We start from the raw sequence: 25,292 nt of genomic DNA, 5'->3' as shown, positions 1-25,292 counted from the left end.
GAAAATGTATATCGTTGGCAGAAGAAATTATTTAGACCAGTTATCAAAAACTTCATTGATGACTTTATTCTCGATAAAAATCATCTGCTACCACAGAGAATCTATAAATAATAGTGCGTAAGTCCTATACCAGTAAAAATAAAATGATTTTGGCGACCAAACGCCAAGATTATCAACAGCCAGATGCAGCCGTATTGGCACAAATTAAAGCACTGAAAGAAATGTATGGCATTAAAAAGCATTCCTTGGAATTGCTATTGAATGATCAGTGGGATCAACAAGATATTGGCTGTAAATGCTAAGGAAATGAAATGAGCTCAATGCAAATTGAACATGGAACGTGGCAAATGTTAAGGCATGACGCTATGCCAGTTCGTGAACAGGTGTTTATTCAAGAGCAGCACATTGCAGCTAAAGATGAATGGGATGCTGAAGATGCTGTTTCAGTTCATTTTGTCGTGCGTGATGAAACCATTGTGATAGCGACAGCTCGCCTCCTAAGGAACAATAGTATTGGACGAGTTGCCGTATTAGCTACGCATCGTGGGCAAGGGGTTGGTCGTATTTTAATGCAGTACATCATTCAATATGCACAGCAAGAGCATCGTGAATTTTTAAACCTTTCTGCTCAAGTTCATGCCATCGATTTTTATGCCAATTTGGGTTTTGTGCTTGAAGGTGAAGAATATTTAGATTGTGGTATTCCACATATTGATATGCGGATGTCTCTAAACTAAGAAATCTACTTTATTTGATTAATAAAAAAAGCGCCTCTTAGTTGAAGCGCTTTTTAATATTGATCTATGAATGCTTAGATATTAGTGACCGTGTGTATTGCCAGAAGTCGGCTCTGCACCCGTATCATCCATATGCGCATGTTGTTCTTCAGTCATGTGCATTTCGCTAGCAGTTGCTGTAGATGCTTCTCGTGTAACTTTATCGGCCTGTGCTTTTTGCATCGCTTCTTCAGACATAACAGGTGCATTTTTGAATGCATGCTGTTGGGTATTTTGTTTGTTTTGCTGACTTGGCATATAGTCTGGTTCATTTGAAATAGCGAGCCAGAAAATCAACATAAACAGACCACCTAAAATACAAAAGATAATCAGTGCTTTCCAGCCCCAAGGCGATTTTTCAGGAGATGAATGATCTGTCATAACAACGTACTCAATTGGATAAAGTGAATGCTTAATTGATGTTACTTTATAACATATATTTTGCGTTTCACTGAGTGAAATATATTCGAAATCGATATCAATGTGTGGTCAGGGCATTATGAACATAAAAAAGGAGCCGAAGCTCCTTTAATCGCTTAAAAAATCAAATTTTCTCGCCGCGGGCAATTTTATCTTTCAGCAGTTGTGGTGCCTTAAAGCGTTCACCATATTGTGTCTCGAGTTTTTGGGCACGCAGCAGCGCTTTTTCTAAACCGTATTGATTTAAAAATTGCAGAGCACCGCCAGTCCATGGGGCAAAGCCAATACCAAAAATTGAACCCACATTACCATCAATGGTGGATTCTAAAACGCCTTCTTCCAAACAGCGTAATGTATCGAGTGACTGCACAAACAGGAAGCGATCAATCATTTCCTGTTCAGAAATATCCACCTGTTTCTGCCAGCGGTTTAAACCCTCCCACAGGTGTTTTTTGCCACCTTCAGGGTAGTCATAAAAACCAGCGCCTGCTGCTTTACCTTTGCGTCCTAAGTCATGAATCATGGTTTGAATGACTTCATCTGCGCCAGAGCGTGGTAAATCTTTGCCTTCGGCTTGCAGTGCTTTACGAGTTTCAGCAGCAACATGCTCAGACAAGGTGAGAGAGACTTCATCTTGAATAGCCAAAGGACCCACCGGCATACCTGCTTTGAGGGCTGCCATTTCAATACGAGCAGGATGAACCCCTTCTGCCAACATGCGTAAGCCTTCTTGTACAAAGGTGCCGAATACACGACTGGTAAAGAAACCACGGCTGTCATTCACCACAATTGGCGTTTTGCCAATTTGCTGCACAAAGTCATAGGCTTTGGCCAAGGTTTCAGCGGACGTGTTTTTACCTTTTATGATTTCGACCAATTGCATTTTATCAACAGGACTGAAGAAATGCAGACCGATGAATTTCGTTTGATCGTGAGAGGCTTGCGCTAAACCTGAAATCGGTAGAGTTGAGGTATTCGATGCGAATATGCCGTTGTCGTTAAGATGAGTTTCAGCCTCTTGAGTGACTTTGGCTTTAAGCTCAGGGTTTTCAAAGACGGCTTCAATAATCAAGTCACAGCCTTGTAGATCTACGGCGTCGGCGGTTGAATGAATCAGCGCTAATATTTGATCGCGCTTATCTGTACTTAAACGGCCTTGCGAAACTTTTTTATCTAGCAATTTTTGGCTATAGGCTTTGCCTTTTTCAGCATTTTCAATGCTGACATCTTTGAGTACTACAGCAATCCCTTTAGATGCTGTCGCATAGGCGATACCAGCGCCCATCATACCTGCACCTAAAATCCCAACTTTGCTGGCTTGCCATTTTGCAATGTCTTTTGGTCGACTTGCACCTGATTTAATGGCGTTTAGTCCATGCCAAAAAGTACCGATCATGTTCTTAGAAATTTGACCTGTCGCCAAATAGGTGAAGTAACGGGACTCAATTGTTAATGCTGTATCGACATCGACCTGAGCACCTTCAACAGCGGCTGCCATAATTGCCTCAGGCGCAGGGTAGCAGCCTTTGGTTTTATCACGCAGCATGGCAGGAGCAATCGCTAACATTTGTGCTACAGCTGGCGTGGACGGTGTGCCACCTGGAATTTTAAAGCCTTTCACATCAAAAGGCTGCTGTGATTTTGGATTGGCCTTGACCCAAGCAGTGGCTTTGTCCAGCAGTTCTTGTTCAGACTCTGCTGTGTCATGAATCAGTCCAAGTGATTTGGCTTTTTCTACTCCAAATTGTTTGCCTTCCATCAGGAAAGGAAAGGCATTTTGCAGACCGAGTAAGCGAGTCATGCGTACCACGCCGCCGCCGCCCGGTAATAAGCCTAACGTCACTTCAGGTAAACCAAACTTACTTTTTTCATCGTTTAACGCAACACGATAATGACAGCCGAGTGCGAGTTCCCAACCACCCCCGAGTGCTGTGCCATTTAGTGCTGCTGCCACAGGAATGCCACGGGTTTCGATATAACGTAGTTTGGCTTTCATCTCTTCAATCATATTGAAGAATTCAGTCGCATGTTCAGGTGTAGCTTGAATTAGCTCGTCTAAATCACCGCCAGCAAAAAAGGTTTTTTTGGCAGAACGGAAAATAATGCCTGCAATCTCTGTATCTGCCTGAAGCTTTTCAACGGTATCGCTTAGGGCAGTACGGAAATCTGCGTTCATGGTATTGGCAGATTGATTGGGTGAGTCTAAGGTTAGAATGACGATGTTGTCGGCATTTTTTTCAAACTGAATTGCGCTCATTTTTATTCTCCTTATACCAACTCAATAATCGTTGCGATGCCCATACCACCGCCCACACAGAGTGTGGCTAAACCGCGTTTTTTACCTTGACGCTCCAATTCATCGAGCAAGGTGCCTAAAATCATCGCACCTGTTGCACCCAGCGGATGACCTAATGCAATAGCACCGCCATTCACATTGACTTTGGCAGGGTCAACTTTGAGTTCGGTAATAAAACGCATCACTACAGCTGCAAAGGCTTCATTCACTTCAAATAAATCAATATCATCAATTGTTAGGCCTGCTTTGGCTAAAGCTTTACGTGCGGCTGGTGCAGGCCCAGTCAGCATGATGGTTGGATCTGTACCTACCAGTGCTGTAGCTAAAACTTTGGCACGTGGTTTCAAACCTTGTTCTTTCACGGCTTTTTCAGACGCCAGTAGAACGACAGCAGCACCATCTACAATGCCTGATGAGTTTCCTGCATGATGTACATGATTGACTGCACCGACTTCTGGATATTTTTGCAAAGCAATCGCATCAAAGCCCATTTGCCCCATCATGGCGAAGCTAGGATTCAGCTTGCTTAAGCCTTCTGCTGTTGTGGTGGGTTTAATAAATTCATCTTTGGCTAAAATTGTGACGCCAGCTTTATCTGTGACTGGAACGACGGATTGATCAAAATAGCCATTGGCCTGTGCTGCTGCGGCTTTTTGTTGCGAATCTGCAGCAAAAGCATCGACATCCGCACGTGAATAACCGTCAATTGTTGCAATCAAATCTGCACCAATCCCTTGCGGAATAAAATCACAAGCCATGTTGGTCTCAGGATCAAGTGCCCACGGGCCGCCATCTGAACCCATCGGTACACGTGACATCGATTCAACACCACCAGCGACGATTAAATCTTCCCAGCCTGAACGGACTTTTTGTGCCGCTAAGTTGACTGCTTCTAAACCTGATGCACAAAAGCGGTTAATTTGAACGCCAGCCACATCATTGTCCCAACCTGCTGCAATCGCGGCAGTTTTAGCAATATCTGCACCTTGATCACCAATCGGGGTGACACAGCCCAAAACAATGTCATCCACTGCGGACGTGTCAAACTGGTGACGGCTTTGTAATTCGTTGAGTAACCCTGTCAATAAGCTGATCGGTTTCACTTGATGCAGTGAACCGTCTTTTTTCCCTTTGCCGCGCGGTGTGCGAATGGCGTCAATGATGTAAGCCTCGCTCATAATCCTGTCCCTATATGCATTTAAATTTTTATTGGTTTTTTGAGTGTACGGATTAATTACAAGAGTGCAATGACAAGAACGGATCAGATCATTTGAGCTTTTTGGTCAACTATTTTTAAGAGAATCAAGCAAAATGGAATCGATACAATGTGTTTTTTATTAGAATGATTTAGCTTCCAAATCGACCAATGCGCTTATAAACATGTTGTAATCATTTGGAACACATATCGCAAATAAAGAAATCATGCAAAATTGCGCGAAAAAAATGTTGAAAGTAGCAGCTTGGATTGTGCTGACCGTGTGTTTGGGTTTTGTCATCATGATCAGTTTTTATATCTATATGATTTACGGTATTCACCCATCAGATGAAGGAACGGGCGGGTTAGCTTGTGAATATGATCGAAACTTTCAAGTCACCAAAGCAGAGATGCATCGGATTCAGAATGGAAAACGAGTGATTACCTCAGTGGATCCAGTGCTTTGTCAAAGAGAACGCGCGGATTTTTCCCAATAAAAAAACCTGATCGAAATCAGGTTTTACATTTTATATTTTAAATTAACAGCAGCTTAGTGATAGCCGTGCAGTTGGCGGTATAGGCCTGGTGTCACACCTGTCCATTTTTTAAATGCACGGTGGAATGTACTGGTTTCACTAAAGCCAACTTGTTGCGCGACATCTTCAAGTGTTAAATCTGGATTTAACAACAAGTGAATTGCAGCATCACGACGTAGGGCATCTTTCACGCCTTGATAGCTCTTACCTTCGGCAGCCAAGCGGCGGCGTAAGGTTTGTGGAGATAAATACAGCATAGATGCCACATCGTTAAGCGTTGGCATTTCTTCACCAATTTGGCTCTTCAACACGTCACGGATACGTGAAGTTAAAGAATTGGTATTTTTAAACTTAACAAGTAACTGAGCTGGCGCTGCTTTTAAGAACTCTTCCAAAGTTTCTTCGTTTTGACGAATTGGCAGGTCGAGATAATCAGCAGCAAAGGTAATTTCGGTACGCGGTGCATCAAATTGCATTACGGGTGCAAAGAATAGCGCATCGTATTCATCTGCATGTTCAGGGCGAGCATAACCAAAATGAACACGTTCTAAAGGTAGACGACGTTCAATTAACCATGATGCTAAACCATGCCAAATCATGAGCATACTTTCAGTAATAAAATGATCTGGGTCCATGGTTTTTGGAATTTGTGGTACTAGACGTGCTTCATGCTTATCACGTTCTAAAGTTACAGACCATTCATCGCCAAACAATTTATAGAACTGTGATGAAAGTTCAAGCGCGTCACCAAGGGTCTTCGCATGAATGATCAATTGGCACATGATGGCAAAAGTGCCTAAACGACGTGGTTGAATATCAAAACCAACGTGTTCGTCCTGAGTCACCATCCACAACATTTTAATAAAACGTGTGTATTGTTCTGGAGAAATACGTGCTTTGGGTTGGCGTAGAAGTTCGGCTTCAATACCAACATGAGACAATAAAGTTTCGACATCCATGCCGAGACGTTTTACACCTGTTAAGGCTGCATTGACGAAATGGATACTGATCGTATCACGACTCATGTTTAATCCTTCAGTCTCTTTAATGTTCACTAATGCTTGACCTAAATGACGCTAAAAAATGAAATCATGGCAATTTACAACAGCGGTTTTGCCATTTTTACATGGTAAATTGCCGAAACTATCAAGGTAAATGGCTGAACATGACATTGTTTTAATCTTTTTATATTTCTAACATGAATGAAAAATCAACACAAATAGAGTAAAAACTCCAATGGAAGCAGCTTTAAAAGGATTGAAAGTTCTCGATTTTTCTACACTTTTGCCAGGGCCTTTTGCCACCATGTATCTGGCGGACATGGGCGCAGATGTTGTGCATATTGAATCACCGACGCGTCCAGACCTTATTCGAATGATGCCACCTTATGCCAATGGACAGGCGACTTCGCATAGTTATCTCAATCGCAACAAGCAATCCATCGCACTCGATTTAAAACTTTCTGAAAATGTAGAACTGATTAAATCAAAAATTTCTGATTACGACATTGTCTTAGAACAATTCCGTCCCGGTGTGATGCAGCGTTTAGGACTGGGTTATGACACTTTAAGTGAGATCAATCCGCGACTGATTTATTGTTCCATTACAGGTTATGGTCAAAGTGGCCCATATAAAGATAAGGCCGGACACGATATAAATTATCTCGCATTATCTGGTATATCAGGACACAGTGGGCGTATTGACGGTGGACCGCCAGCTTTAGGCGTGCAAATTGCGGATGTGGCGGGTGGTTCATTACATGCTGTCATTGCTATTCTTGCGGCAGTTTATGAACGTGCACGCAGCGGGCAGGGGCAATTTATCGATATTTCCATGACTGATTGTGTAGTCAGTCTCAATAATATGGCAGCTTCAGGTGTTTTGGCCGCAAGTGTTGCCGCTGCGCCAGAGCAATCTTATTTAAATGGTGGCAGTTTTTATGATTATTACCAAACAAAAGATGCACGTTATCTATCCATTGGTAGTTTAGAGCCACAATTTACTTCGGGTTTGGCACAGCTTTTAGAACTTCCAATATTGCTTGAAAAAGGCGCTTCATTTGATGCAGATGATCGTAAACAAGTCAAAATGGCAATTCAGGAAAAAATCATCCAACAGGATTTACATCATTGGCTAAGCTTATTTGAAAATACAGATGTCTGTGTTGAACCGGTACTTCATTTAGATGAAGCATTAGATTCAGCGTTGGCATTGCAACGGGATTGGACGGTCGATGTTCCTTTGGATACAAATTCGGCACAGACAGAACGTCAATTAGCTTGTCCAATAAAGTTTTCTCGCTCACAAAATCGTTATTTGCATGTGGGGCAAAAAATAGGCGAAGGAAAATGGTAAAAAATACAGAATGTTTTTAATAACTTGGCTATTTTTACCAAGAGGTAAATTAAATCAAAATAAAAAAGTTAAACAAAGCTACAAAAAATAGGTGTAATATATACAAAATATCTATAAATAAGTAGGTCTGCTATATGTGCTTCTCTCCCAAATTTACCGTAGTTGCAGCCGCCCTAACTTCAATCGTATCAAGTATGACTTTTGCTGCTGGAAACTCAGCCTTTAGTGCTGAAAGCCAATGGATGCTTGGTGATTGGAATGGAAAAAGAACTGAATTGCAAAATAAAGGTTATGATTTTAATTTTGGCTACGGTGGTGAATTAGCCACTTTGCTCGATTCAAAATATGCCTCAAGTCATGGCACTGAATATGCAGATCAATTTGTTATAGGTGCTCACTTAGACTTAGAAGAGATAGCAGGCTGGAAGGATACCGAAGCGCAAATTAACATTACAGAGCGTAATGGTCGATCTCTCTCTCAAACCTCTGGTGCTTTAAATGGTCAATCTACAGGTGTTGAAAATGGACATTTAAGCTCAGCACAAGAGGTATGGGGTCGCGGTCAAACTTGGCGTTTAACAGACTTTTGGATCAAGAAAAAATTCTTAGACCAAAAATTAGATATTAAAGTCGGTCGTTTTGGTGAAGGTGAGGATTTCAACAGTTTCGATTGTGATTTTCAGAACTTAGCTCTATGTGGCTCACAAGTAGGTAACTGGGTGGGCGACCAATGGTACAACTGGCCAGTTTCACAATGGGCGGCTCGTGTTAAATACAACCTAAACCCAGAAGTTTATGTACAAACAGGTGTGTATGAATACAACCCTGAAAACTTAAAACGCAGTAAAGGTTTTAATCTGAGTACTGATGGTTCTAAAGGTGCGATTATACCTGCTGAAGTGGTATGGACACCCAAAGTAGGCGAACAAAAATTACCAGGTGAATACCGTGCTGGTTATTACTACATCACTGCTGACGCAGATGTAGTTGCTAACACAAACAAAGAAAAAGATCATCATCAAGGTGGCTGGGTCGTTGCGAAACAACAATTAACTGCACATCAAGAAGACACATCACGTGGCTTAACTGGGTTTATCAATGCCACCGTGCACGATACTAAAACCAATAATGTAAGCGATATGCAAAATATTGGCTTGGTCTACAAAGGCGCATTCGATGCGCGTCCCAAAGATGAAATCGCAGTAGGTCTTGCCCGTATTAGCATCAATGATGACCTCAATGATGGTCGTAGTGAAGAATACGATGCCGAAATTTATTACGGCATCCATGCAACAAACTGGTTAACCATTCGTCCAAATGTGCAATATGTTCGTCATGTTGGTGCATATAAAAATGGTGAAAATGCTTGGGTGGGCGGTCTGAAGTTCCAAACAGCATTTTAATTTTTGCGTAAAAAAAGTTTTTATAAAAGCAATTCAATCTAGTGCATTAGGATAAAAAAATACTCTATATCGAATTGTTTTTTTAACAGCTTCTTTTTGCGACAGATCAAGGTGATGCGTATGAGCTTATTTATACGCATTGTAAAACATTCGATAATAGAGGTGGTCAACATGAGTAATCCATCTACTGGAACAGGAATGCGAACATTTACCGTCGTTGTGATGGCAATATTCGGTCTTGTTCTTCTTTTTGGTGGTATCTGGCTGGCAGTCCTTGGTGGGTCTTGGTACTACATCATTGCTGGTCTGTTGATGTTTGCATCAGCTGTATTCTTAAGAAAAAATCAAAGCTCTTCCCTATATATTTATGCCATATTGATGATTGGTACGATCATTTGGGGACTTTGGGAAGTCGGTTCAGACTTCTGGGCACTTGCACCACGTTTTGATATTTTAGGTTTACTGGGCCTTTGGTTGTTAATTCCAGCAGTCACTCGTGGCATGTTGGACAGTAAAACCAGCAAAATTGCTTTATCAAGTACTTTAGCTATTGCCATTGTGGTGATGATTTATTCTATTTTTAATGATCCACAAGAAATACATGGTGAAATTAAAAATACTCAGCCTCAAGCTGCTGCGGCAATTGAGGGGGTTGCTCCTGAAGATTGGCCTGCCTATGGTCGTACTCAGGGTGGGGTACGTTATTCACCATTGACTCAAATCAATAGCGACAACGTGAAAGATTTGGAAGTTGCCTGGACTTTCCGTACTGGTGAAATGCCAACAGAAAATGACTCAGGTGAAACTACCAATCAGGTGACGCCAATTAAAGTTGGCAACAACATGTTTATGTGTACAACACATCAACGTTTAATTGCGCTTGATCCTGCGACAGGCAAAGAAAAATGGGTATTTGATCCTAAGCTTAAAGCGGATAATACCTATCAACATTTAACTTGTCGTGGCGTATCTTATTTTGATGCAGCGAACACGACTCAATTTGCAAAAAGTTTAGTCAACAAACGTTCAAGCTCAACAGAATGTCCACGTAAAGTGATCTTACCAGTGAACGATGGTCGTTTGGTTGCGGTGAATGCAGATACAGGTAAAGCATGTACTGACTTTGGTCATAATGGTCAGGTCGATCTACAAAAAGATATGCCTTATCCGTATCCAGGTGGTTATATTCCAACTTCACCTCCAGTTGTAACTGGCACAACCATTGTGATTGGCGGTTCAACTACAGATAACTTCTCGACTAAAGAACCATCAGGTGTTATTCGTGGTTACGATGTCAACACAGGTGAATTGTTGTGGATTTTTGATACTGGTGCGCAAGATCCAAATGCCATGCCGGGCGAAGGTCAAAAATTCTCTGTAGCCTCTCCGAATGCATGGGCACCTTTGGCTTATGACGAAAAACTCGATATTGTTTATGTACCAACAGGGGTAGGCACACCAGATATTTATGGTGGTCATCGGACTGAACTTGATGAGCGTTATGCGAACTCAATGTTGGCATTAAATGCATCGACAGGTAAATTGATTTGGAACTTCCAAACAACCCATCATGATTTGTGGGATATGGACGTACCATCGCAACCTTCATTGGCGGATATCAAAGATAAATCAGGAAATACAGTACCTGCGATTTATGTCTTGACTAAAACTGGTAACGCGTTCGTACTCGACCGTCGTACAGGTAAAGCAATTGTTCCAATCACTGAGAAACCTGTGCCACAAACTGTGAAACGTGGTCCACAAACCAAAGGTGAGCGCTACTCAGCAACTCAACCCTTCTCAGATTTTGATTTAGCACCAAAAGATAAGTTGACGGATAAACAAATGTGGGGCGCAACCATGTTTGACCAGTTGATGTGTCGTGTTTACTTCAAATCATTGAACTATGATGGCATTTACACTCCACCTTCAGAAAACGGTACTTTAGTATTCCCAGGTAACTTGGGTGTATTTGAATGGGGGGGGATGTCGGTCAACCAAGACCGTCAAGTGGCTGTGATGAACCCAATTGGCTTGCCATTTGTGACTAAGTTGATTCCTACAGATCCGAACCGCGCGCAAACAGCGAAAGGTGCAGGTACTGAACAAGGCGTTCAACCGATGTATGGTGTACCTTATGGTGTAGAAATTAAAGCCTTCTTGTCACCACTTGGTCTACCTTGTAAACAACCATCTTGGGGCTTTACTGCAGGTGTTGATTTAAATACCCATGAAGTTGTTTGGAAAAAACGTATCGGGACGATTCGCGACAGTCTTCCAAATTTATTCCAACTTCCAGCAGTAAAAATTGGTGTTCCTGGTCTTGGTGGTTCAATTTCGACTGCGGGTAATGTGATGTTTGTTGGTGGTACGCAAGATAACTATATGCGCGCAATCAATGTAACCAATGGCGATACTTTGTGGGAAGGGCGTTTACCTGCAGGTGGTCAAGCGACACCTATGACTTATGAAGTGAATGGTAAGCAATATGTTGTGATTATGGCCGGTGGACATGGTTCATTTGGTACTAAAATGGGTGACTATTTAGTGGCCTATGCTTTACCAGATAAAAAATAATTGGCTTTAAAAAACCAAGAAAAAGAAAGTCCGATTCGTCGGGCTTTTTTTTATGTAACTGTATATGAGTAAATGTGCTAAGCAATGATAAAAATAATCAATATAGAGCAATAGATGAAATGAGTGTCTGCAATCCGCTATATCAGTGAAATTACGATTGTCTTATCAATAAAATCGCTATTAAATATGTAAAAAACGCATTTTCTTGATAGATCAAATCTCGTTATGCTGTGCACCGTTATAATAGAAATTACTAGCTGTACGCCATGTATTTATATACTGATTTTGACCAGCAACTGGTTAATGAACGTGTTGCACAGTTCCGTGATCAAACGGAACGTTATTTAGCAGGCAAATTGACGGAAGATGAGTACCGTCCACTGCGTCTTCAAAATGGCCTTTATGTACAACGTTATGCGCCAATGCTGCGTGTTGCTGTGCCTTATGGTCTAATGAACTCAAAACAATTACGTAAAATTGCACAACTTGCTCAAGACTACGACCGTGGTTATGCGCACGTTTCAACACGTCAAAACATTCAGTTCAACTGGCCTGCACTAGAAAACGTACCTGACATGTTGCAAGAGCTTGCATCTGTTCAAATGCATGCGATTCAAACCTCAGGGAACTGTATTCGAAATACCACGACTGACCAATATGCAGGTGTGGTTGCAGGTGAAATTGCTGACCCACGCCCAACGTGTGAATTGATTCGTCAATGGTCAACATTCCATCCTGAATTTGCATTCTTGCCTCGTAAGTTCAAAATTGCAGTGTCTGCACTTGAAGAAACTGACCGTGCTGCAACATCTTTCCATGATATCGGTGTGTATATCGTGAAAAATGAAGCAGGTGAGATCGGCTACAAAATTAAAGTCGGTGGTGGTTTAGGCCGCACACCTGTCATTGGTAGCTTTATTCGTGATTTCTTGCCACGTGAAGACCTTATTGCATACCTAGAAGCCGTTCTTCGTGTCTATAACTTGCATGGTCGTCGTGACAATAAATATAAAGCGCGTATCAAAATTTTAGTGAAAGCACTGACACCAGCTGTATTTGCTGAAAAAGTTGAAGCTGAATTTGCACACACCATCAAGACTTTAAAAGTTGATGCAGACACCTTGAAAAAAATGGATGAGAACTTCACACCATTTGATTATCAAGACTATGCAGATGAAGACTTTGGTGAACAATTTGCAGCTGAGCCAAAATTCAAACAATGGTTCAATATCAACACCAATGCGCATAAAGTTAAAGGCTATCGTATTGTGACCATTTCACTGAAACGTGCGGGTATTGCACCGGGTGATATGACTGTTGAAGAAATGAATTTGATTGCAGATCTTGCTGATAAATATACTTTTGGTGAGTTCCGTACGACGCATGAACAAAATATTGCACTTGTTGATGTACCGCAAAAAGATTTATTCGAATTGTGGAAAATCCTTGATCAACACAATTTGGCACGTGCACACATTGGCTTCTTAACAGACATTATTTGCTGCCCAGGTGGTGATTTCTGTTCATTGGCAAATGCGAAATCAATTCCAATTTCTGAAGCGATTTCACGTCGTTTTGACGATCTCGATACCATTTATAACCTTGGCAAAATCGACTTGAATATTTCAGGTTGTATGAATGCTTGTGGTCACCACCATGTAGGTAACATTGGTATTTTAGGTGTAGATAAAAAAGGCGCTGAATTCTACCAAATTACCTTAGGTGGTAATGCGGATCATGATGCTTCAATTGGCGATATTCTTGGCCCATCATTTGCGGCTGACGTTGTACCAGATATTATTGATGAAATTTTAAATACTTATCTTGATCTTCGTACTGAAGGTGAAGAGTTTATTGATACTTACCGCCGTGTTGGTATTCAACCATTTAAGGAGCGTGCATATGCTTAATACCGCACTTCAAGTCCTCACTAAAGATGGCTCTGTTACTAATAATACCTATCAAGTGATTGGTGAAGATGGTGTGTTGCCACAAGGTGATGTAGTCTTAACCGTTGAGCAATTAGATCAATTGGCGAATATTAGCGGTAAAAAAGGTTTATTCGTTACAGTTGATGCATCTCCTGAAGATCATCAATTTCCATTAGATCAGCTAGATACAATTTTCATCGATTTTGCAGGCTTTAATGATGGTCGTGGCTATTCATTTGCTGCATTGTTACGTCGCCAAGGTTTCCAAGGTGAACTTCGTGCAACAGGTGATGTCTTTAAAGATGTGTTGAATTACATGAAACGTTCAGGTTTTGATAGTTTTGTGGTTAAAGAAGGCAAGGATATTACTGAAGCTGCTGCAGGTTTAGGTGATTTTACGAATCCTTACCAAGCTTCAACTGCGGTGCCGCAAGCACATTATCAAACAGGTGCTTAAGTGCCGTGATTGATTGAAAAAGCCTCCGTTCGGAGGCTTTTTTATTGATCGAAATACTTTTAATGAGTGATTATTCGTTTTCAAGCTGGCAATTGACCATCCATTTAATACCGAACTGATCGGTAAATGCGCCATAGAGTGCACCCCAAAAGGTCTTTTCGAGAGGCATTTCTATAGAGCCACCTTTGGACAATGCATCAAACAATCGTTTGGCTTCAGCTTGTTCACTGCTTTCTAAATTAATCGAAATATAATGATTGCTACCTACTGTAAAGGGTTGGTTGGTTTGTGCACAAAATTGTTCGTTGACATCTGAGGCCATCAGCACGGTAAATTCATTGATTGGCAGGGAAATATGCATAATCTTTTGCTGATCTGCATCGGATAGTGAAATGCCTTCCTCGGCAGGCATATCACCATAACGCATCATATTGAGGAATTCTCCACAAAATACAGAACGATAAAAATTAAAGGCTGCCTCGGTATTGCCTTGAAAATTCAAGTAGTGATTTAGCTGCATAGTAAATATCCATTTTTTGTTATGTATAACTTTAAATATTAGGATGCTTTGCTTAACTTTAAATGATGCAACAATTAAAAAATGTAAGTAAAAAAATCCCTCAAAAGAGGGATTTAAAATTCTATAGGAAGGGGAGTAAAAGCCCCTCTCTCTAGCTCTCTCCCCGAGGGAGGGAGAATTAAAACAGTAAATTAAAGCAGTTCAATCGCCACAGCAGTTGCTTCGCCACCACCAATGCATAGGGCTGCAATACCACGTTTGCCACCTGTGCGTTTCAGTGCATGAATCAAAGTCAAAATGATACGTGAACCGGTAGAGCCGACAGGATGGCCTAGTGCACAAGCACCGCCATGAATATTGACTTTTTCTGGGTCTAATTTGAATTCATCTATCGGACACATGGTTACCATGGCAAAAGCTTCATTGATTTCCCACAGGTCAACATCCGCAACAGACCAACCAGTTTGATTTAAAACTTTTTGAATGGCACCAACAGGCGCAATGGTAAATTCTGATGGATGCTGTGAGTTTGAGGCATAAGCCACGATTTTAGCTAAAGGACTTAAACCTTTGCTTGCTGCTTGTTCTGCCGAAGTAAGCACCAACGCAGAAGCCCCATCAGAAATTGAACTGGCATTAGCCGCGGTAATGGTGCCATCTTTGGCAAACGCGGGACGTAATGTTGGGATTTTTTCTAAATTAGCGTTAAAAGGTTGTTCATCTTTATCAATGACCACATCGCCTTTACGAGTTGAAACTGTAACAGGTACGATTTCATCGGCAAAGTAACCTTCATTGATTGCAGTTTGCGCACGTTTCAGTGAACGGATCGCAAAGTCATCCATTTGTTCACGGGTATAACCTTTTGTATTTGCCATGTCTTGAGCAAATGAACCCATTAGGCGGCCTGTTTCAGCATCTTCTAATCCATCAAGGAACATGTGATCTTTAACGTCACCATGGCCCATGCGATAACCTGAACGTGCTTTAGTGAGGACATAAGGTGCATTACTCATAGATTCCATACCACCAGCAACTACGAAATTTGCAGAACCGGCTTTAATCATATCTGCTGCTTGCATTACGGCCTTCATACCTGAACCGCATAGCTTATTAATCGTAACTGCGCCTGTACTATCCGGTAGTCCAGCTTGTCGCATAGCTTGGCGTGCAGGACCTTGCTTCAATCCAGCAGGTAGAACACAGCCCATAATCACTTCTTCAATATCATTTGCTTGTAAACCAGAGCGAGCTACAGCTTCTTTGATTGTTACAGCACCAAGTTCAGGTGCGGTTACAGATGCTAGGCTGCCTTGGAAACCACCCATTGCAGTACGTGCACCATTTACAATTACGATTTCTGTCATTTTTATGCTTCCATTGTTCTGTTTAAAATTTCAAAATCCAAAGCAGTATAGGCAAAATTAGCTTTGAATAAAGTGAAATTCAAAGATGTTCGTAGACGCATCGGTTCTCTAGCATGTCGATGGATTTTCGATTCGTATGTGTGCCATCTTGCTCATAATGATTCTTTGATGTGGAAGATCAGATTTAGAACAATAATAAAAGCTCCCATTAGAACCAATGGGTAAACCGGATAAAGCTTGAAAGGTTAAACTTGGAGTGCTGAGCGTTCCGCGCCAATTTAAATCACCATATTTTAGGTTGAGTGCTTCTTGGTATAAAATTTTTTCATTCGAATCAACTTGTCGATTCTTATTTTGATCGATAAAAATTAAAAAGCCTGTATTCCAATGACTGGATTGACATTGTTTTAGATCAGGCGTTGGGCATATCACAATGTTTGCATGGTATAGAGATGCATGGTTACGTGCATAATGGCTTGAGCTGATAATTGTTGCTTTAACTTTCTTGATTTCTCGTTCTGCCATCATTTTATGGAAGTGAGGCAATGCAATTGTTGTAATGATGGCGATAATGAGAATGGTAATAATGATCTCAAATAGTGTAAAACCATTTTTTATTATATAAAACATTTATTTAATCCTAATTTTAATATTATTTTTCTTTGTCTAGTGTTATAAATATGCTTTGATCGTTTTATGAATTTTGAGTATAGAATTTTATTACTCAATTTTTGATAAAGCTGTTAAAATAAAAATAGCAAGTGACAATAGGCGATTCGCTGCTCAGAATTGAGTGAAAATTTACCGAATTACAACGGAAATTGTAAGTAATTTTGTCAATAATTTACTTGATTAGATTAATCAAGCACTTGGAAAAAGAATAAAGTGTTTGTATGATTCAGCGTGAATAGCTTAAAAAAAAAACTGGGGTATAAGAAAGCCTATCTCAGGATAGCCAATTTTTCGGCTTGAGCTTGAACAACAATTGTTATCTCTGGAGGATAAATCCATGAAAATGAGTCGTATTGCATTAGCAATGCTCGTAGCTGCTCCTTTAGCAGCTGCAAACGCAGGCGTAACTGTTACTCCATTAATGCTTGGTTACACTTTCCAAGATTCTCAACACAACAACAGCCGCGGTAACTTAACTGAAAGTCCTGAGCTACAAGACGACTTGTTTGTTGGTGCAGCACTTGGTGTTGAATTAACTCCATGGTTAGGTTTCGAAGCTGAATACAACCAAGTTAAAGGCGATGTGGATACTGATTGGGGTGAGTACAAACAAACTCAAATCAATGGTAACTTCTATGCTACTTCTGATTTGATCACTAAAAACTACGACAGCAAAGTTAAGCCATATGTATTGTTAGGTGCTGGTCACTACAAATACAAATTTGACGACGTAAATGCTCGTGGTGCTGGTACTGACCGTGGTACTACTGAAGAAGGTACTTTGGGTAATGCTGGTCTAGGTGCTTTCTGGCGCTTAAACGATGCTTTATCTCTACGTACTGAAGCTCGTGCTACTTACAACATTGACGAAGATTTCTGGAACTATACAGCTTTAGCTGGTCTTAACGTAGTTCTTGGTGGTCACCTTAAACCAGCTGCTCCTGTAGTTGAAGTTGCTCCTGTAGCTCCTGTAGCTCCTGTAGCTCCAGCTCCACAAGAGTTGACTGAAGACCTTAACATGGAACTTCGTGTGTTCTTTGATACAAACAAATCAAACATCAAAGATCAATACAAACCTGAAATCGCTAAAGTTGCTGAAAAGTTAGTTGAATACCCTAACGCTACAGCAAACATCGAAGGTCACACAGATAACACTGGTCCACGTGCTCTAAACGAACGTTTATCACTTGCTCGTGCTAACTCTGTTAAATCTTCACTTGTTAACGAATACAACGTAGATCCAGCTCGTCTTTCTACTCAAGGCTTTGCATGGGATCAACCAATCGCTGACAACAACACTAAAGAAGGCCGTGCTATGAACCGTCGTGTATTCGCGACTATTTCTGGTAGCCGTACTGTAGTGGCTCAACCTGGTCAAGCTCAATAATTTGAGTTTTACTTAGGTAAAGAAAAGCGGCTCTGATGAGCCGCTTTTTTTATGCTTAAATATAAGTAAAATGTAATATTCAGTAAAATTGAGTGTATTCATGAGCATTGATATCCCAGAAGATTTACAAAATTTAGAAGCCAATGGTGGTATTTATGCAATTTGGATGATCTTTCATCACTATGGTGTTGATCTTGATATTACGGATTTAGTCCAATTGTGTAGATATAATAATCAAGATGGTACCTTTGGAATTGCACTTGCTGTTGGCCTTAAAAAACTTGGACTTGATGTGGATTTTTTTACAGAACATGATCCTGAACAGCATCAAACTGAAATTGAATGTTATCTTGAAGCAAATGAATTAAATATTCCTGTAAATGGTGTCTTGGGCTATCAAGAAATCCAGCAGCATGTTGAAGCTGGACGCTTTGTTATTGTGTATTACGATACTTTAGAGGGGGTGGGGAATCATTCGCTCATTTATTCTATGGATGAGCATGAGATTTGTTTTTTTGATAGTTTTGATGCAATGTCTGCAGGTCTGTTTCAGCAGCAACGCGAACAGCCTGGTATATGTCAGCAAGTAATCGTCATTGATGATCGAAATTTTGTAATGAGAGCTGAAGAATTTACAGACGTGTAAATTTATAAAAATATTAAATTTCTAGGATAAAAAAAGCAGCTCGAAAGCTGCTTTTTAAATATTTAGTCTTGATCAACATTCATGGGTTTAACATCCATTTCTTGATACGCAACTAATTTGGTTTTATTTTTCCATTTATATCCAAGCCAGATCGCAAGGAACAATGGAAGGCTGATATAGGTAGATAAAACTCCCATCCAGTCACCAGATTGAACCGCTTGATAGTTTTGACCTAGGACAACAATGGCACATAAAATGAATGCAAACCAAGGTGCGAAAGGGAAGAACTTGGCTTTGTATGCGAGGTCTTCAAGTTTATAACCTTGTGCTAAATAGCCTTTACGGAAGCGGTAATGTGAAATTGCAATACCTAACCAAACGATAAAGCCACACATACCAGACATGTTGAGCAACCAGTTAAATACTTCTTGCTCACCTAAGAATGTGGTTAAGAAGCATAGCGCTGCAATAGCAGTTGTCGCATACAGTGCATTCATTGGTACGCCACGGGGGTCAAGGCGTGCAAACCATTTTGGTGCGCTACCTTTACGTGCCATATCAAACAGCATACGTGTAGAAGAATACATGCCAGAGTTACCAGCTGATAGAATTGCAGTGAGAATCACGGCATTCATTAAGCTGGCAGCAAATGCAAAACCTGCTTTTTCATAAAGGAGCGTAAAAGGTGAAAGGGTAATGTTGTCTGTCGCTGCAGCTTGTAATAGACGTGGATCATCGTAGGCAATGAGCGTACCAATGATGAAAATACACACTACATAGAACAATAAAATACGCCAGAAGATTTGTTTAATCGCAACAGGAATCGTTTTCTTAGGATCTTTAGATTCACCAGCAGCAACACCAACCATCTCTGTCCCTTGGAAAGAGAATCCTGCAATCATCGCCACACCAATCAATGCTTGGAGACCACCTACAAATGGTGCTTCACCTTTGGTCCAGTTTGCAAATGCAGGGACATCAGAAGTAAGCATGATCTTACCAATCATGAATAAACCAATGATGATGAATGCAATAATCGCAACGACTTTAACCAATGAGAATAAAAACTCACTTTCACCAAAGCCTTTTACGGTTAAAGCGTTAATGGCAAAAATAATTGCTAAGAATATCGCACTCCAGTAGAAACCTGGAATGTCTGGAAACCAAAATTTCATAATGAATTGGACTGCAACCAATTCAAATGCAACGGTAATGGCCCAGTTATACCAATAGTTCCAACCCAATGCGAAGCCAAAGCCACCTTCGACATACTTTGTACCATAGGTAAAAAATGCACCAGAAGTAGGGTTATGTGTCGCCAACTCACCTAAACTGGTCATCAAGAAGTAAATCATGATACCAATTAAGCAATATGCGAGTAGGGCGCCGCCTGGGCCAGCGTTGGCAATGGTCGCACCCGATGCAAGGAATAAACCTGTACCGATTGAGCCACCAATTGCAATCATATTGAGATGGCGAGCGCCCAGCTTACGTTTAAGCTGGGTCGGTTGTTGTGTTTCGCTCATCATTATTCCTTAATATTTTTTTGCGTGCTCGCAAACAAAACTTTAAAACCTTGTTGGTCTGCTTTAATTGTGCATTGACCGAAATTTTGCTCAATTAATGTTGGGTAATTGAGGAATCGGTTAGCAACGATCCACAGTTCACCCCCAGACTTTAAGTGTCTGCGCGAGGTCTTGCAGAGATTTTCGCTGGCATTGTAGTCTGTTTGAATCCCTTGATGAAAGGGGGGATTGCTGACAATGGCATGTAAAAATAGTGGAGCATCCTGAATGCCTGTGACTGCTTTAATCTCAAGTTGTTCAGGTTCAAGCTGATTTTGCTCAAACGTCATTTGTGTAGAGGTTAATGCAAAAGCATCGACATCCATCGCAAAAATACGATTTTTAGGATTGAGTTTGGCTAAATACGCACTAATCACCCCAGCGCCACAGCCAAAGTCGGCAATTTTACCTGATGTCACTTTAGACAAATAAGGTAATAAAGTTGCTGTACCGACATCAAGTCGATTCTGACTAAAGACACCTGGCAATGCGCAAATGGTTAATTCGCCATTTGGCGTATCAACGGTATATTGTTGTACCCATTCGCTTAATGGTTTAGGAGTAATGGTCTTTTCTAAATGGGTTTGCCACATTTGACAGTGACGTGCACTGTCAATTTTTAAAGTTTTGCCATAAGGTTGCATTTGCTTAGCGGCACGTTCTACGCCACCTTTTTTCTCCCCGACTAGAAAAATAGATGAGCCAGCACTCAAATGACTTGCAACATTGTGTAAAAGGTAATTGAGTAATTCTTTTGATTTCGGTACAAAAATAACAGCTTGATCAAATTCACCCTCGGGAAATTCGACACCAAAATGTACTTTTGATTGTTGTGATTGAAAATATTGGTAGTCATTAAAATTCCAACACCAGATTGAAGCGGTGATGTCATCAGTGAATTGACTCAATAAGTCATCTGTCGGTGCATTAATAAAGAGCACCCGACCTTTCAATAAATCGATTTGTCGCATGACGACTTCGCTTGTTAGATCCATTGATCTCTCCATCACAAAAAACACTGCCCAGGCAAATGCCTAGGCAGTGTTAAAGACAAATGAACTTATTTCTTCACTTCTGGAAGAACAATATTCAAAATAAGGGCAGCAATACCACCAGTTGCAACGCCTGAACTGAAGATATTACGGAACAATTCAGGAAGGTGTTCAAGAATTTGTGGTACTTGTGCAACACCTAGACCTAGTGCCAATGAAATAGCGATGATCAGTAGGGCACGACGATCTAGATGAACACCTGACAAAATATTGATGCCAGATGCTGCTACAGCACCAAACATCACCATAACTGCGCCACCTAAAACGGCTTGCGGAACAGCTTGAATAACCCCAGCAACAGCGGGTAATAAACCTAAGATGATCAGTAAGGCTGCAATCCAAATACCCACATAACGGCTAGCTACACCTGTTAACTGAATTACCCCATTATTTTGTGCAAATACAGAGCTTGGGAACGTGTTAAAGATACCAGCAAGGAATGAATTTGCACCATTGACCAATACACCACCTTTAATACGCTTCATCCATTCAGGGCCATCTACTGCTTGGTTTGAAAGCTTAGAAGTGGCAGTAATATCACCAATTGCCTCTAAAGAGGTTACTAGGTAGATAAATGCCATTGGAATGAAAAGGCTCCAAGAAAAGCTTAAGCCAAAGTGCATAGGTGTTGGGACTTGAATAAGCGGCGCATCTTTTAAACCATCGAAGTTCAAATGACCCATAAAGCCTGCAAGGATATAACCCACGACTAAGGCAATTAAGATGGCAGAACTTTTCACCCATGTAATACGTACACGATTCAGTAAGATAATAAGTGCCAAAACTGTACATGACATGATGAGATTGTCTGCATTGGCAAAGGTTTTATCCCCCATGGCTTGATAACCACCACCCATGCTGATCAGGCCTTCTTTAATTAAGGTAAGACCAATCAATAACACGACAATACCGGTGACTAAAGGTGTGATGAGTTTTTTTACCCAAGGTAAAATACGTGAAACACCCATTTCAATGAACGAACCAGCAATCACTACACCAAAAATTGATGCCATCACGGCTTCAACAGGTGTCCCTGCTGCAACCATTGCCGAGCCAATACCAATAATAGGTCCAATAAAGTTGAAACTTGTGCCCTGTACAATGAGAAGACCTGCACCAAAAGGGCCCACTTTTTTACATTGCAAGAACGTTGCAATCCCTGAGATCACCAATGACATCGAAAGAATCATATTGGTGTCTTCTTTGGACACGCCAAGTGCTAAACAGATCAGCAAACCAGGTGTCACAATTGGGACAATAATGGCCAATAGATGTTGGAATGCTGCTAAAAACGCGATAAGTGGTTTAGGTCGATCATTAAGTCCATAGACTAAATCAAGTTGATCTTTGGGGTTGGGAGATTGATTGATATCAGACATGCGGCACTGAAAATTAAGGCTAGGTGGCGCCATTCTAATCTGTTTACACAGCTTTACAAAACCTAAAGCGTGTCAGTCGTCAAAAAAATTGTCATTGTCAATAAACTGTCACTACTAAAATCTATATTTTTTCTGTATAATTTGCCCTCAAACTTTAGGCGTATCGAATTAACATGTCAGATATTAAAACTCTCCGTAACATTGCCATCATCGCGCACGTCGACCATGGTAAAACAACTCTAGTTGACAAACTTTTACAACAATCAGGTGCTCTTGGCGATCGCGCAGGCGAGATCGAACGTGTAATGGATTCGGGCGCTATTGAAAGCGAACGTGGTATTACCATTCTTGCAAAAAACACTGCAATTAAATGGACTGATGCTCGTACAAATACTGAATACCGTATCAACATCGTGGACACCCCGGGACACGCCGACTTCGGTGGTGAAGTTGAACGTGTAATGTCGATGGTTGACTGTGTACTACTTCTTGTTGACTCTCAAGAAGGTCCAATGCCACAAACTCGTTTCGTAACGCAAAAAGCGTTCGCACGTGGTTTGAAACCAATCGTAATTATCAACAAAGTGGATAAGCCAAGTGCACGTCCAGACTGGGTAATTGACCAAGTATTCGATTTATTCGACAACCTTGGTGGTACTGACGAACAGTTAGACTTCCCAGTTGTATATGCTTCAGGTCTTCGTGGTGTGGCTGGTCCATCTCCAGAAGAACTAGCTGAAGACATGACGCCATTGTTCCAAACAATCGTAGACATTGTTGAACCACCAGCGGTAGACGTTGATGGTCCATTCCAAATGCAAGTGTCTTCACTTGACTATAACAGTTTCGTTGGTGTTATCGGTGTTGGTCGTATTCAACGTGGTTCAGTGAAATTAAACACGCCTGTAACTGTAATCGACAAAGACGGTAAAACACGTAACGGCCGTATCTTAAAAATCATGGGTTACCATGGTTTAGAACGTATCGACGTAGAATCAGCTTCTGCTGGTGATATCGTTTGTGTAACAGGTATTGATGAACTTCATATCTCTGACACAATCTGTGATCCAAAAGCAGTTGAAGCTCTTCCAGCGCTTTCTGTAGACGAACCTACAGTGTCTATGACTTTCCAAGTAAATAACTCACCGTTTGCTGGTAAAGAAGGTAAATTCGTAACTTCACGTAATATTCGTGAACGTCTTGACCGCGAATTGATTCACAACGTAGCACTACGTGTTGAAGATACTGACAGTCCAGATCGTTTCAAAGTATCTGGTCGTGGTGAACTTCACCTTTCAGTACTTATTGAAAACATGCGTCGTGAAGGTTTCGAAATGGGCGTATCTCGTCCACAAGTAATCTTGAAAGAAGTTGATGGTGAAAAACAAGAACCTTACGAAAACGTAACGTTTGACGTTGAAGAACAGCACCAAGGTTCTGTAATGGAACAAATGGGTCACCGTAAAGGTGAAATGACAAATATGGAAGTTGACGGTAAAGGCCGTATCCGTATTGAAGCGACTGTTCCTTCACGTGGCTTGATTGGTTTCCGTTCTGAATTCTTAACAATGACTTCAGGTACAGGCATCATGACATCAAGCTTCTCGCACTACGGTCCTATGAAACAAGGTACTGTTGCGAAACGTCAAAACGGTGTATTGATTTCTATGGTTCAAGGTACTTGCTTGGGCTATGCATTGTTTACACTTCAAGACCGTGGTCGTCTATTTGCTAAACCACAGTTAGAAGTTTATGAAGGTATGATCGTAGGTATTAACTCACGTTCAGACGACATGACTGTAAACCCAACTAAAGCGAAACAGTTAACAAACGTACGTGCTTCTGGTACTGATGATGCATTAACACTTGTTCCTAACATTGAGTTCACGCTTGAACAAGCACTTGAATTCATTGAAGATGACGAGTTAGTTGAAGTAACACCTAAGTCAATCCGTATTCGTAAACGTTGGTTGACTGAAAACGAACGTAAACGTAACCGTAACGGTTAATTTTATCGTTCTGAAAAAAACCGCTGACTTAGGTTAGCGGTTTTTTTATGCATGGATGTTTTGAATAAAAAAGAAAAACTTGAATGAGTTTATTCATTTAATCTGACATGCATAATATTGATAAATCCTTTTTAATATAGAGAAAAATGTTTTGTGTGAATTTTTATACATGGCATTTAGAATCTAATAAAAACCAAGTAAATTAGGTGGAAATAGTTATACAGATATAATGTATACTTCGTCACAAAATTAAAGCTGAAAAAAATTTCTGGAGATAACATGAGTATTATTCAAGAATTTAAAGAATTTGCCGTAAAAGGCAACGTGATGGACTTGGCTGTCGGTGTGATCATCGGTGGTGCGTTCGGTAAAATTATTGATTCAATGGTAAAAGATATCGTGATGCCATTGATTTCATGGATTCTGGGCGGTGATGTTGATTATTCAAATTGGTTTGTTGTCTTGGGCGATAATCCGAATAATGTAACTACTTTAAAAGCAGCACAAGATGCCGGTTTAAATGTCTTGGCCTATGGTAACTTCTTAACCATTCTTATTAACTTCTTGCTTTTAGCATGGGTAGTGTTCTGGTTGGTGAAACTGATGAACAAACTACGCCGTGATAAAGCAGAAGAAGCAGCGCCTGAACCTGAAGCGACTCCGGAAGATATCGAATTACTGCGTGAAATTCGTGACGAGCTAAAAAAACGTCCTGAAGCTTAAGCTTTTGGAGTAAATAAAAAAACGGC

At 40.8% G+C, this 25,292-nt stretch carries 21 protein-coding genes and 2 pseudogenes; 13 read left to right on the top strand and 10 right to left on the bottom strand.

Going from position 1 to position 25,292, the window contains the following annotated elements; translation table 11 throughout:
• The 3 genes and pseudogenes from FTV09_RS08870 to FTV09_RS08860 all read left to right on the top strand — a co-directional run.
• A pseudogene (locus tag FTV09_RS08870) lies at positions 1-111 on the top strand (IS701 family transposase); the annotation flags it as partial.
• A gap of 2 nt (positions 112-113) precedes the next feature.
• A pseudogene (locus FTV09_RS08865) lies at positions 114-302 on the top strand (methyltransferase); the annotation flags it as partial.
• Positions 303-311: 9 nt separating this feature from the next.
• Positions 312-737: a GNAT family N-acetyltransferase gene (locus FTV09_RS08860; RefSeq protein ID WP_180058048.1), complete on the top strand. Its 426-nt coding sequence runs from the start codon at positions 312-314 to the stop codon at positions 735-737.
• An 81-nt stretch (positions 738-818) separates the two neighbouring features.
• Here the strand turns inward: FTV09_RS08860 and FTV09_RS08855 are convergent, their stop codons facing one another.
• The 3 genes from FTV09_RS08855 to FTV09_RS08845 all read right to left on the bottom strand — a co-directional run bounded on the left by FTV09_RS08855 (position 819) and on the right by FTV09_RS08845 (position 4,670).
• Positions 819-1,157: a hypothetical protein gene (locus tag FTV09_RS08855; protein WP_180058046.1), complete on the bottom strand. Its 339-nt coding sequence runs from the start codon at positions 1,155-1,157 to the stop codon at positions 819-821.
• 163 nt (positions 1,158-1,320) lie between these two features.
• Positions 1,321-3,453 carry a 3-hydroxyacyl-CoA dehydrogenase NAD-binding domain-containing protein gene (locus tag FTV09_RS08850; RefSeq protein WP_180058044.1) on the bottom strand — a complete coding sequence of 711 codons (2,133 nt, stop codon included), beginning with the start codon at positions 3,451-3,453 and terminating at the stop codon, positions 1,321-1,323.
• An 11-nt stretch (positions 3,454-3,464) separates the two neighbouring features.
• Positions 3,465-4,670, bottom strand: a complete 1,206-nt coding sequence (locus tag FTV09_RS08845) for an acetyl-CoA C-acetyltransferase (protein WP_180058042.1) — start codon at positions 4,668-4,670, stop codon at positions 3,465-3,467.
• Positions 4,671-4,935: 265 nt separating this feature from the next.
• Between FTV09_RS08845 and FTV09_RS08840 the strand changes: the two genes are divergently transcribed.
• The gene (locus tag FTV09_RS08840; protein ID WP_180058040.1) at positions 4,936-5,184 is read left to right on the top strand and encodes a hypothetical protein; all 249 of its coding nucleotides are present in this window, start codon (positions 4,936-4,938) and stop codon (positions 5,182-5,184) included.
• A gap of 53 nt (positions 5,185-5,237) precedes the next feature.
• On the opposite strand, the gene FTV09_RS08835 is transcribed toward FTV09_RS08840, so the two are convergent.
• Positions 5,238-6,248 (bottom strand): AraC family transcriptional regulator, encoded by a 1,011-nt coding sequence (locus FTV09_RS08835; RefSeq protein ID WP_067765044.1) that lies wholly within the window; start codon positions 6,246-6,248, stop codon positions 5,238-5,240.
• 211 nt (positions 6,249-6,459) lie between these two features.
• On the opposite strand from FTV09_RS08835, the gene FTV09_RS08830 reads away from it, so the two are divergent.
• The 5 genes from FTV09_RS08830 (at position 6,460) to FTV09_RS08810 (ending at position 13,946) form a co-directional block, all read left to right on the top strand.
• Positions 6,460-7,578 carry a CaiB/BaiF CoA-transferase family protein gene (locus FTV09_RS08830; protein WP_180058038.1) on the top strand — a complete coding sequence of 373 codons (1,119 nt, stop codon included), beginning with the start codon at positions 6,460-6,462 and terminating at the stop codon, positions 7,576-7,578.
• Between the two features lie 194 nt (positions 7,579-7,772).
• Positions 7,773-8,981, top strand: a complete 1,209-nt coding sequence (locus FTV09_RS08825; RefSeq protein WP_257222869.1) for a carbohydrate porin — start codon at positions 7,773-7,775, stop codon at positions 8,979-8,981.
• 171 nt (positions 8,982-9,152) lie between these two features.
• Entirely contained in the window at positions 9,153-11,558 is a 2,406-nt protein-coding gene (locus FTV09_RS08820) for a glucose/quinate/shikimate family membrane-bound PQQ-dependent dehydrogenase (protein ID WP_180058034.1), read from the top strand.
• 266 nt (positions 11,559-11,824) lie between these two features.
• Positions 11,825-13,468: a nitrite/sulfite reductase gene (locus FTV09_RS08815; protein WP_180058032.1), complete on the top strand. Its 1,644-nt coding sequence runs from the start codon at positions 11,825-11,827 to the stop codon at positions 13,466-13,468.
• Complete coding sequence (locus tag FTV09_RS08810) at positions 13,461-13,946, top strand: DUF934 domain-containing protein (RefSeq protein WP_067764923.1); 486 nt, start codon at positions 13,461-13,463, stop codon at positions 13,944-13,946. The genes FTV09_RS08815 and FTV09_RS08810 overlap by 8 nt, the downstream gene beginning before the upstream one ends.
• A gap of 70 nt (positions 13,947-14,016) precedes the next feature.
• Here FTV09_RS08810 and FTV09_RS08805 read toward each other — a convergent pair whose 3' ends face one another.
• From FTV09_RS08805 to FTV09_RS08795, 3 genes are all read right to left on the bottom strand, one after another.
• Positions 14,017-14,466: a VOC family protein gene (locus tag FTV09_RS08805; RefSeq protein WP_180058030.1), complete on the bottom strand. Its 450-nt coding sequence runs from the start codon at positions 14,464-14,466 to the stop codon at positions 14,017-14,019.
• A gap of 191 nt (positions 14,467-14,657) precedes the next feature.
• Complete coding sequence (locus FTV09_RS08800) at positions 14,658-15,833, bottom strand: thiolase family protein (RefSeq protein WP_180058028.1); 1,176 nt, start codon at positions 15,831-15,833, stop codon at positions 14,658-14,660.
• A gap of 108 nt (positions 15,834-15,941) precedes the next feature.
• Positions 15,942-16,463: a GspH/FimT family protein gene (locus FTV09_RS08795; RefSeq protein WP_180058026.1), complete on the bottom strand. Its 522-nt coding sequence runs from the start codon at positions 16,461-16,463 to the stop codon at positions 15,942-15,944.
• A gap of 379 nt (positions 16,464-16,842) precedes the next feature.
• Here FTV09_RS08795 and omp38 point away from each other — a divergent pair, with 379 nt between their 5' ends.
• On the top strand, positions 16,843-17,892 hold the full coding sequence (gene omp38 / locus FTV09_RS08790) for an outer membrane protein Omp38 (protein WP_067764911.1): 1,050 nt from the start codon (positions 16,843-16,845) through the stop codon (positions 17,890-17,892).
• Positions 17,893-17,992: 100 nt separating this feature from the next.
• Positions 17,993-18,538, top strand: coding sequence for a peptidase C39 (locus FTV09_RS08785; protein ID WP_180058024.1), 546 nt, complete (start codon positions 17,993-17,995; stop codon positions 18,536-18,538).
• A gap of 62 nt (positions 18,539-18,600) precedes the next feature.
• On the opposite strand, the gene FTV09_RS08780 is transcribed toward FTV09_RS08785, so the two are convergent.
• The 3 genes from FTV09_RS08780 to FTV09_RS08770 all read right to left on the bottom strand — a co-directional run bounded on the left by FTV09_RS08780 (position 18,601) and on the right by FTV09_RS08770 (position 22,534).
• Positions 18,601-20,064: an amino acid permease gene (locus FTV09_RS08780; protein ID WP_067764905.1), complete on the bottom strand. Its 1,464-nt coding sequence runs from the start codon at positions 20,062-20,064 to the stop codon at positions 18,601-18,603.
• Positions 20,065-20,066: 2 nt separating this feature from the next.
• Positions 20,067-21,098 carry a methyltransferase gene (locus tag FTV09_RS08775; RefSeq protein WP_067764902.1) on the bottom strand — a complete coding sequence of 344 codons (1,032 nt, stop codon included), beginning with the start codon at positions 21,096-21,098 and terminating at the stop codon, positions 20,067-20,069.
• 65 nt (positions 21,099-21,163) lie between these two features.
• Positions 21,164-22,534, bottom strand: coding sequence for a uracil-xanthine permease family protein (locus tag FTV09_RS08770; protein WP_180058022.1), 1,371 nt, complete (start codon positions 22,532-22,534; stop codon positions 21,164-21,166).
• Between the two features lie 173 nt (positions 22,535-22,707).
• On the opposite strand from FTV09_RS08770, the gene typA reads away from it, so the two are divergent.
• Complete coding sequence (gene typA / locus FTV09_RS08765) at positions 22,708-24,543, top strand: translational GTPase TypA (protein WP_067764897.1); 1,836 nt, start codon at positions 22,708-22,710, stop codon at positions 24,541-24,543.
• Positions 24,544-24,822: 279 nt separating this feature from the next.
• Entirely contained in the window at positions 24,823-25,266 is a 444-nt protein-coding gene (gene mscL / locus FTV09_RS08760) for a large conductance mechanosensitive channel protein MscL (RefSeq protein WP_180058021.1), read from the top strand.
• Positions 25,267-25,292 lie beyond the last annotated feature (26 nt).

Origin of the sequence: Acinetobacter sp. YH12227 (genome assembly GCF_013417785.1) — a bacterium.
Taxonomy (GTDB): Bacteria; Pseudomonadota; Gammaproteobacteria; order Pseudomonadales; family Moraxellaceae; genus Acinetobacter; species Acinetobacter gandensis.
This window is presented reverse-complemented; position numbering and strand designations above follow the sequence as displayed.